The organism is Kitasatospora sp. NPDC059408, assembly GCF_042751525.1.
Lineage (GTDB): Bacteria > Actinomycetota > Actinomycetes > Streptomycetales > Streptomycetaceae > Kitasatospora.
Genome location: NZ_JBHYWI010000007.1, coordinates 178,409 through 186,942, shown reverse-complemented (window position 1 = coordinate 186,942; position 8,534 = coordinate 178,409). Strand labels below are relative to the sequence as shown.

The window sequence follows — 8,534 nt, the reverse complement described above, 5'->3', positions numbered from 1 at the left end:
CAGCGTCTCGTCGGACGCCAGGATCCGGCCGTGCAGGTCGCGCAGGCCGGGACCGGCACCGACGCCCAGTTCGTCGCGCAGCCGGCGGTCCGCCGCCCGGTACGCCGCGAGGGCGTCGGCCTGGCGGCCGGAGCGGAACAGCGCGAGCATCAGCAGCTCCGAGAGCCGCTCGCGCAGCGGGTGCTCCTCGACGAGGGCCGCGAGCTCGGCCACCGACTCGGCGCACCGGCCGCCCTCGACCTCCGCCTCCAGGCACAGCTCCAGGACGGCGAGCCGCCGCTCCTCCCACTCCCTGCGCTGGCGCTGCGCGTACGGCCCGGGCAGCCCGGGCATCGGCTCGCCGCGCCACAGCGCGAGCGCGCCCCGCAGCGCGGCGGCGGCGTCGGCGTTCCGGCCGTCGGCCCGCCGGGCCCGGCCCTCGGCCAGCAGCTCGTCGCACCGCACGGTGTCCAGGCCGCCGCTGCCGACGGCCAACAGGTACCCGCCGCCGACCGACGTGAGCGCCTCGGCCCCGAGCACCCGCCGCAGCCGGTGCACGTACGTGCGGACGACACCCGTCGCCCTGGCCGGCGGCTCGTCACCCCACAGGTCGTCGATCAGCTGCGCCCCCGACACGTGCCGGCCCGCCCGGAACAGCAGCGCCAGCAGCATGCTCTGCTGCTGCGGCGAACCGAGCGGCACCTCCGCCCCGTCCCGCCAACAGCGCAGCGGCCCGAGCACCGCGAACCGCAGCCCGCCCGAACTCCCGCCCTCGCCGACCAACCGACATCTCCTCCACCCCGCCGACAATCCCCCAGCGGCATGATACCGACCGGTATTCCCCCTGGTCAGACATCCTGCCGAGTCCCTGACGACGATCCGGGCCATGAGCCGTCAAATGGGTACGGACAGGACGGAGTGCACACCTCCACCACGGACCACAGCACCGCGGACACCTCCGACACCGTCCTCGGCGATGGCGCCCGCACCGTCCGCCCGCTCGGCGAGCTCGAAAGAAGTCGAGGAAATCCTCCTCCGCCTGTCACAAACCTCCTCCGGACCGGGTCGGGTCAGTGAAGGCGCCGAACACGGCCCGAACAGCCCGGGAGGAACACGACGATGGAGAAGACCATGGTGAACTCGATGGAGAGCACGCCGGTGGAGCCGCGACCGATCACCGCCGAGGTCCCGCTGCGGCCGCGTCTGGCGACGGATCCCGGGGTACTCGTGCCCGAGCTGGCGGAGGTGTCGGCGGCGCTGTTCAGGGCCACCGGCAACCGGTCGGTGCCGCGGACGACGATCAGCCTGGTGCAGCTGCGCGCCGGGCAGATCGTCGGCAGCACCTACCTGACCGTGCTGCACACGGGATTCCTGCGCAAGGCCGGGGAGACGGAGGAGCGGATCGACTCGGTGGCGGCCTGGTGGGACTCGCCGTACTTCACCCCGGCCGAGCGGGCCGCGCTCGCGCTGGTGGAGGCGGTGCTCCAGCCGGCCGCGCGGGGCCGTGAGCGGGTGCCGGACGAGCTGTACGCCGAGGTGGCCGCCCACTACGACGAGAAGGCGCTCACGACGCTGACGCTGGCGATCGGGCAGGTCAACTTCTTCGTGGCGATCGCCCTGGTCGCCAAGCCCGTCCCCGGGCGGTCGTTCTCCGAGCCCTGGGCGTGACGGCTCCCGGCCCGATCCGAAGGACACGCCCTACCGGAGCACCAGGTCGGGCGTGCCGCGGACCGCGTACACCGGGAGGCGGGCGGCGGCCAGGACGGCCTGGGGGAGGCTGAGGCCGAAGTGGCGTTCCACGGCGCCGAGGGTGCGGCGGTGGACGGCGGGCAGGGGCTCGCCGGGGAGTGTGGCGCGGGTGATGCCGTCGGGGTGGAGGACGCCGGCGGCGACGAGGACGGGGAGCAGGAGGTCCGGTTGGCTGCCCCAGCGCCAGCGCTCCTCGGCGAGGCCGAACCCGCACAGGACGGCGCCGTCGCGGGCGTAGTCGAGCAGGGCCGGCGGGTGTTCGGCCATGGGGCGGTAGTGGACGACCTCGACGCCGTCGCGCGCTATCTCGGTGAGCAGGTCGGCACCGGTGGAGTCGCCGTACTCGATCGCGAAGGACCAGCCGCCGCAGACCCCGACGCGGACCACGCCGTCGCCGTCCTCGCCGGGGCGGTAGGTCTCGATGTCGAGGTCCCACACCTCGGCGCCGCTGACCGGACCGGCGGCGCCGCGCACGTCCGCGCCCATCCGCCGGGCCACCTCCTCCGGCGGGATCCCGCGCGCGAACAGGACGCCGCTGAGCCGGTCGTCGCCCTCGGCGAGCCACCGGATGCCGTCGCTCATGACGCCCTCCCCCCGTTCGCACCGACCCGCCCTGGTCGGGCTTCCGGACGGCACCCTAGCGCGCCCCACCGACAATGGGACCTCCCCGGGGGCGACGGGGCCCGCGGGTGCGGAACGGCACGGCTCCCGCGCCGGGTTGGCCGGTGCGGGAGCCGCCGACGGCGGCCACGCCTACGGCAGCTTCACCGCGCCCTTGAGCGCGTCGACGGCCCCGAAGACCATCGCACTCGCGCTGCCCAGCATGCCGAACAGCGGGGCGCCGGCCTGCGCGAGAGGAGCGGCGGGGGCGGCGGGCGCGGCTGCGGGCCCGGCGGCGGCGGGGGCGGGGGCGGCGGCAGTGGCGGCGCCGGCCACCGGGGTGGTGGCGGCGAGGAGCGCGGAGGCTCCGAGGAGGACGGCGACGGTGCGGCGCATGGGGTTCCTTCCGGTCCGAACGGCGAGTTGCGGCTCCGACGGTAGGGCGCGCCCGCCCGCGCCTCCGACCGTTCCGCGACAGCTCACCCGGTCGAGTGATCCCGGTGTTCGGGCCCGGGAGGGCCGGGCCCGTCAGTGGCCGGCGCGCACCGACGTCCGCGTGAGGGCGCACCGCACGGCCCGGGGGCGCCGCCGCGGCGCGTGCCGGACGGGCCGCACACCCCCCGAAAGGGTCAACCCGATCACGGCCGCCACCCGAACGGCCGATACCCCGAGTGGTACGGGCGCGAAGCGCGCGCCCGCCGCCCTTCGGGAGGACACGGCATGAAGCTTCGGGCAATCGCGCCGGCCGCGGGCCTGTTGACGGTCGCGCTCGCCGCCGCCGGCACGGGCTGGGTCGCGGAGGCCGACCCCGCCACCGACAACGCGCCCGCACGGGACAGCGCCGTCCGGTCGGTCGAGGGGTACCGGCTGGTGCGGCTCGACAACGCGAACGTGCCCAGCTTCCAGCGGCGGACGGTCTCCTGCCCGGCCGGCGAGAAGGCGCTCGGCGGCGGCGCGGAGGCCCGCGGCGACGAGGCGGTCCTGGTCGGCAGCTTCCCGGCCGACGACGGCAGCGGCTGGATCGGCCTCGGCCGCCGACCGGGTGCGGGCGACGTCGGCATCAGCGTCTTCGTGATCTGCGCCAAGGCCTGACCGCCCCTCCACAGACACAGGGGTGGAGCCGGGCGCTCGGCTCCACCCCTGTCCGGGAACCGTCAGGCCGCGGCGTCCGGGGTCTTCCCGTCCTGCGCCTGCTGCGAGCGCGCGGCGAACATCCGGGTGATCCGGTTGACCACCTCGACGTTCGGGGCGGACGGGTTCTCCGGGCAGTAGGAGATCCTCAGGACGTTGCTGCCGGACTTGACGAGGAGTTCCACGCACTGGCCCTCCATGAAGACCGAGGACCGCTCGCCGGCCTTCGGAGCGGCCATCGGCGGCTTCTCGGGCAGGCCGTCACTGATGCCGTAGGCGACGTCGTACATCTTGTCGCCCCACTCCGGGCTGGGGCCCGCCATGAGCTGGAACTCCACCTGGGTCTTGCCGTCGTCGGCGTGGAAGCGCGAGTCGCCCCTCCCGACTATCTGCTCGCACAGGCTCACCTGTGCGGGCGGGACGCCGTCGCCGCCGCAGTCGCCCTTGGGCACCGCGGAAGGCGCCTTCTCCTGGGTCCAGCCGTCCGGCACGGCGTGCAGGTCGGGCATGACGGCCTTCACCTGGTCCAGGTTGGCCAGCGGCTTCGGACCGTCCGGGCCGGTGCCGAGGTAGAGACCGAGCCCGGTCAGCGTGCCGATCACGCCGAGCACGACGACCCCGCCGGTCACCGCCCAGGCGCGGCTGCGCCGGGCGGACGTCCCCTGGACCGTTCCGGGGCTGTACGCGGGCCAGTTGGCGTCGCCGCCGCCCTGCCACGCCGGAGCCGCCTGGGGCATCGGAGCCCCGGCCATGGGCGGCGGCGCGGTCATGGCGACGGAGAGCCGGGCGCGCAGGTTGGCCGCCAGGCCCGGGTCGCCGGCGAGCAGTTGGCCCACCGCGAGCGCCAGGTCCCACTGGGCCTGCTGGTCGCCGGGACGGGCCTCCACCCGCCCGAGGGCGTGCGCCCACTGCGGCCACTGCCGCAGCGACTCCCGCACGCGCGCGAGCGCCTCGCCGCCGAGCGCGGCCCCTGCCGCGCCGACCGTGTGCGACGCGGTCTGCACCAGCGCCTCGACCACCATGGCGACGAGATCGGACCCGTCCCCCGCTGTCATCGAACCCCCCGATCGGAAAAGAAGACGGTGACACTCTGACACCAACCGAGCGATCATGCACAATTCCGCCCCGACGGAGACCGAACCGCAATGCCGCAGGCCGGGACAGGGCGCCGTCGCCCGAATATCGTCGCGGACGGTTACCCGGGACGGGCCGGCTCGTTCTCCAGCCGGAAGCCCCGCACGCCGAAGCCGCACCGCCGCACCACCCGCACCGCACAGCCACACCGCACCACCCGTACCCCCGCACCACCCCCACACCGCCTCCGCTCCGCCCCACCGCCGAAACCGACCGAGAAAAAACGATTCTGCTCCCCTGAAGACAGCCCGAGACGCCCCGGAACACCCCGGGGAAGAGAACAGGAAGAGCCCATGAGCGAGCACGACTTGCCCGGCGCCCCGCAGGAGAACGCCTGCGCCGGCGACGAGTTGGCGCTGTACATCGACCTGGAGGCGGTCGCCTGCCCCGGCCTCCTCGTCTCCCTGCCCGCCCGGCTGCGCTACCGCCGGGAGGACCCCTACGCGGTGAGCCTCGACACCCACATCGACCTCGACGAGCCGATCACCTGGATCTTCGCCCGCGAACTCCTCGCCACCGGCCTCACCGGCTGGGCCGGCCTCGGCGACGTCACCGTCCACCGCGGCACCGGGCCCGCAGCCGCGACGCTCTTCATCGCGCTCAGCGCCGACGACACGACGGCCGTCCTGCGCGCGCCCGCCGCCCTCGTCCAGACCTTCCTCACCGCGACCGAGCACGTCGTGCCGTACGGCACCGAGACGGTCCACCTCGACGTCGACGACCTGATCCTGCGCCTGTTCGAGACCGAGGAGCCGCCGCTCATCTGACGGACCCCGCCGTCCGGATGCCGGAACGCCGGGTCCGCCGGGTCCCCCGCGAGGCAGGATGGCGGTCGAAAATCAACATTTTGTGGAAGGCGCTGCCGTCCACCGCCCTTCACCCGGAGCTCCCGCATGCCCAGACCCCCGTCCGCCACCACCGCCAGGCCGCATCCGCTGCACGTACTGAGGGCCACCGCCTTCGCCATCGCGGCCCTGCTCCTCCTGGTCGGGACCGGGGTCCTGCTGCACCAGCCGCTGCTCATCCCGCCGCTGGCCGCCAGCGCCGCGCTCGTCCACGGCGCGCCCGGGCTGCCGATCTCGCAGCCCCGCAACCTCGTCGGCGGCCAGCTGGTCTCCGCGCTGATCGGGTACGCCACGCTCGCCGTCACCGGCAGCAACGGGTGGGGCGCCGCGGTGGCCGCCGGGATCTCGCTCGGCGTGATGCTGCTCACGCACCTCTCGCACTCGCCGGCCGCCGCCACCGCCGTCATCGTGGTGCTCCAGGCACCGCACCCGCTGCCGTTCCTGCCGCTGCTCGCGCTGGCCACCGTCCTGCTGGTCGCGATCGGCCTGCTCCCGGGCCGGATCGGCGGCCACCCGGTCCGGTACCCCGTCGCCTGGTGGGCCGTTCCCCGGTGAGCCGCCGGGCGCGGGGGGGCAGGCCTCAGGCGCCCACGTACGCCGCGAGGTGCTCCCCGGTGACGGTGTGCCGCTTGGCCACCAGCTCGGCCGGGGTGCCCTCGAAGACGACCCGCCCGCCGTCGTGGCCGGCGCCCGGGCCGAGGTCGACGATCCAGTCCGCGTGCGCCATGACCGCCTGGTGGTGCTCGACGACGATGACCGACTTGCCCGCGTCGACCAGGCGGTCGAGCAGGCCGAGCAGTTGCTCGACATCGGCCAGGTGCAGGCCGGTCGTCGGCTCGTCGAGGACGTAGACGCCGCCCTTGTCGCCCATGTGCGTCGCGAGCTTGAGGCGCTGGCGCTCGCCGCCGGAGAGCGTGGTGAGCGGCTGGCCGAGGCTCAGGTAGCCGAGACCGACGTCCACGAGCCGGCTCACGATCGCGTGCGCGGCCGGGATGCGGGCCTCGCCCTCGCGGAAGAACTCCTCGGCCTCGGTCACCGGCATCGCCAGCACCTCGCTGATGTCGCGCCCGCCGAGGCGGTACTCCAGCACCGACGCCTGGTAGCGCTTGCCCTCGCAGTCCTCGCAGACGCTCGCCACGCCGGCCATCATCGCCAGGTCCGTGTAGACCACGCCCGCGCCGTTGCAGGTCGGGCACGCGCCCTCGGAGTTGGCGCTGAACAGGGCCGGCTTCACGCCGTTGGCCTTGGCGAAGGCCTTGCGGACCGGTTCCAGCAGACCGGTGTACGTCGCCGGGTTGCTGCGCCGGGAGCCGCGGATCGCGCCCTGGTCGACGGAGATCACGCCCTCGCCCGGCGCCCCCGACGATCGTGGCAGCGAGCCGTGCACGAGCGAGCTCTTGCCGGAGCCGGCCACGCCCGTGACGACGGCGAGCACCCCGAGCGGGATGTCCACGTCGACGTTCCGCAGGTTGTGCGTGGAGGCGCCGCGGATCGCCAGCTTGCCGGTCGGCGTGCGCACCGTCTCCTTGACCCTCGCCCGGTCGTCGAGGTGGCGTCCGGTGATCGTGCCGCCCGCCCGCAAGCCCTCGACCGTCCCCTCGAAGCAGACCGTGCCGCCGCCGCTGCCCGCGCCGGGGCCGAGGTCGACGACGTGGTCGGCGATCGCGATCGTCTCCGGCTTGTGCTCGACGACGAGCACCGTGTTGCCCTTGTCGCGCAGCCGCAGCAGCAGCCCGTTCATCCGCTGGATGTCGTGCGGGTGCAGGCCCACGGTGGGCTCGTCGAAGACGTACGTGACGTCGGTGAGCGAGGAGCCGAGGTGGCGGACCATCTTGACGCGCTGCGCCTCGCCACCGGACAGCGTCCCGGAGGGACGGTCGAGCGAGAGGTAGCCGAGACCGATCTCGACGAACGAGTCGAGCGCCTCCCCGAGGCTCGTGAGCAGCGGCGCCACCGAGGGCTCGGCGAGCCCGCGCACCCACGCGGCCAGGTCGCTGATCTGCATGGCGCACGCGTCGGCGATGCTGGTCTTCCCGATCCTCGACGAGCGGGCCGCCTCGGTCAGCCGGGTGCCGTCGCAGTCGGGGCAGGTGCTGAAGGCGACCGCGCGGTCCACGAAGGCCCGGATGTGCGGCTGCATCGCCTCCTTGTCCTTGGCGAGGTAGGACTTCTGGATCCGCGGGATCAGGCCCTCGTAGGTCATGTTGATGCCCGCGATCTTCATCCGGACCGGCTCGCGGTACAGGAAGTCGTGCAGCTCCTTCTTCGTGTACTTGCGGATCGGCTTGTCCGGGTCGTAGAAGCCGGACTCGCTGTACAGCCGGTAGTTCCAGCCGCCCGGCGTGTAGCCGGGGATGGTGAGCGCGCCCTCGGCGAGCGACTTGGCGTCGTCGAAGAGCTGGGCGAGGTCGATGTCGGAGACGCTCCCGCGGCCCTCGCAGCGCGGGCACATGCCACCCGTGACGCTGAACGAACGGCGCTCCTTCACGGTCTTGCCGCCGCGCTCCACGGTGACGGCGCCGGCACCGCTGACCGAGGGGACGTTGAACGAGTACGCCTTGGGCGAGCCGATGTGCGACTCGCCGAGCCGGCTGAACAGGATGCGCAGCATCGCGTTGGCGTCGGTCGCGGTGCCGACGGTGGAGCGCGGGTCGGCGCCCATCCGCTGCTGGTCGACGATGATCGCGGTGGTCAGCCCGTCGAGGACGTCGACGTCGGGGCGTGACAGCGACGGCATGAAGCCCTGGACGAAGGCGCTGTAGGTCTCGTTGATCAGCCGCTGCGACTCGGCGGCGATGGTGTCGAACACCAGCGAGCTCTTGCCCGAGCCGGAGACGCCGGTGAACACCGTCAGCCGGCGCTTGGGGATCTCGACGCTGACGTCCTTGAGGTTGTTCTCGCGCGCGCCGAGCACGCGGATCATGTCGTGGCTGTCGGCGTCGTGCGGCACCGGCGCGGGCGCGCCCGTCCTCTTGGCCATGGTCGTCGTCTCTCCGGTTCTGTGCGGGCGGGGGCCGCCCCGGGGGGGGGGGGCCACAACACCCCCCCCCGGGGGGGGGGGGGGGGCGGCGGGGGGCCCCGCCCCCCGCCCCCCGC

Annotated in this window: 9 protein-coding genes; 4 read left to right on the top strand and 5 right to left on the bottom strand. The window is 74.0% G+C overall.

All coding sequences use genetic code 11. The features are described 5' to 3' along the window. Positions 1–762 (bottom strand): BTAD domain-containing putative transcriptional regulator (locus tag ACFXDE_RS07800; protein WP_380491884.1); only part of this gene is annotated, 762 nt, incomplete at its 3' end. A 336-nt stretch (positions 763–1,098) separates the two neighbouring features. On the opposite strand from ACFXDE_RS07800, the gene ACFXDE_RS07795 reads away from it, so the two are divergent. Next, a complete protein-coding gene (locus ACFXDE_RS07795) occupies positions 1,099–1,647 on the top strand; it encodes a carboxymuconolactone decarboxylase family protein (RefSeq protein WP_380491882.1) in 549 nt (182 codons plus the stop codon). A gap of 30 nt (positions 1,648–1,677) precedes the next feature. Here ACFXDE_RS07795 and ACFXDE_RS07790 read toward each other — a convergent pair whose 3' ends face one another. Beyond that, the gene (locus ACFXDE_RS07790) at positions 1,678–2,310 is read right to left on the bottom strand and encodes a DUF6461 domain-containing protein (protein ID WP_380491880.1); all 633 of its coding nucleotides are present in this window, start codon (positions 2,308–2,310) and stop codon (positions 1,678–1,680) included. A 171-nt stretch (positions 2,311–2,481) separates the two neighbouring features. After that, entirely contained in the window at positions 2,482–2,724 is a 243-nt protein-coding gene (locus ACFXDE_RS07785) for a hypothetical protein (protein WP_380491878.1), read from the bottom strand. A gap of 324 nt (positions 2,725–3,048) precedes the next feature. Here ACFXDE_RS07785 and ACFXDE_RS07780 point away from each other — a divergent pair, with 324 nt between their 5' ends. Further along, positions 3,049–3,420, top strand: a complete 372-nt coding sequence (locus ACFXDE_RS07780) for a hypothetical protein (protein ID WP_380491876.1) — start codon at positions 3,049–3,051, stop codon at positions 3,418–3,420. A gap of 62 nt (positions 3,421–3,482) precedes the next feature. Here the strand turns inward: ACFXDE_RS07780 and ACFXDE_RS07775 are convergent, their stop codons facing one another. Then, positions 3,483–4,514: a hypothetical protein gene (locus ACFXDE_RS07775; protein WP_380446321.1), complete on the bottom strand. Its 1,032-nt coding sequence runs from the start codon at positions 4,512–4,514 to the stop codon at positions 3,483–3,485. 372 nt (positions 4,515–4,886) lie between these two features. On the opposite strand from ACFXDE_RS07775, the gene ACFXDE_RS07770 reads away from it, so the two are divergent. After that, positions 4,887–5,360 (top strand): SsgA family sporulation/cell division regulator, encoded by a 474-nt coding sequence (locus tag ACFXDE_RS07770; RefSeq protein ID WP_380446322.1) that lies wholly within the window; start codon positions 4,887–4,889, stop codon positions 5,358–5,360. 126 nt (positions 5,361–5,486) lie between these two features. Beyond that, positions 5,487–5,993: an HPP family protein gene (locus ACFXDE_RS07765; protein WP_380491874.1), complete on the top strand. Its 507-nt coding sequence runs from the start codon at positions 5,487–5,489 to the stop codon at positions 5,991–5,993. Between the two features lie 25 nt (positions 5,994–6,018). Here the strand turns inward: ACFXDE_RS07765 and ACFXDE_RS07760 are convergent, their stop codons facing one another. Then, positions 6,019–8,418: an excinuclease ABC subunit UvrA gene (locus tag ACFXDE_RS07760; protein ID WP_380491872.1), complete on the bottom strand. Its 2,400-nt coding sequence runs from the start codon at positions 8,416–8,418 to the stop codon at positions 6,019–6,021. Positions 8,419–8,534: the final 116 nt, after the last annotated feature.

Coding starts and splice junctions, on each gene's coding strand:
- ACFXDE_RS07795 (WP_380491882.1), top strand. CDS start 1,099: ATGGAGAAGACCATGGTGAACTCGATGGAGAGCACGCCGGTGGAGCCG.
- ACFXDE_RS07790 (WP_380491880.1), bottom strand. CDS start 2,310: ATGAGCGACGGCATCCGGTGGCTCGCCGAGGGCGACGACCGGCTCAGC.
- ACFXDE_RS07785 (WP_380491878.1), bottom strand. CDS start 2,724: ATGCGCCGCACCGTCGCCGTCCTCCTCGGAGCCTCCGCGCTCCTCGCC.
- ACFXDE_RS07780 (WP_380491876.1), top strand. CDS start 3,049: ATGAAGCTTCGGGCAATCGCGCCGGCCGCGGGCCTGTTGACGGTCGCG.
- ACFXDE_RS07775 (WP_380446321.1), bottom strand. CDS start 4,514: ATGACAGCGGGGGACGGGTCCGATCTCGTCGCCATGGTGGTCGAGGCG.
- ACFXDE_RS07770 (WP_380446322.1), top strand. CDS start 4,887: ATGAGCGAGCACGACTTGCCCGGCGCCCCGCAGGAGAACGCCTGCGCC.
- ACFXDE_RS07765 (WP_380491874.1), top strand. CDS start 5,487: ATGCCCAGACCCCCGTCCGCCACCACCGCCAGGCCGCATCCGCTGCAC.
- ACFXDE_RS07760 (WP_380491872.1), bottom strand. CDS start 8,418: ATGGCCAAGAGGACGGGCGCGCCCGCGCCGGTGCCGCACGACGCCGAC.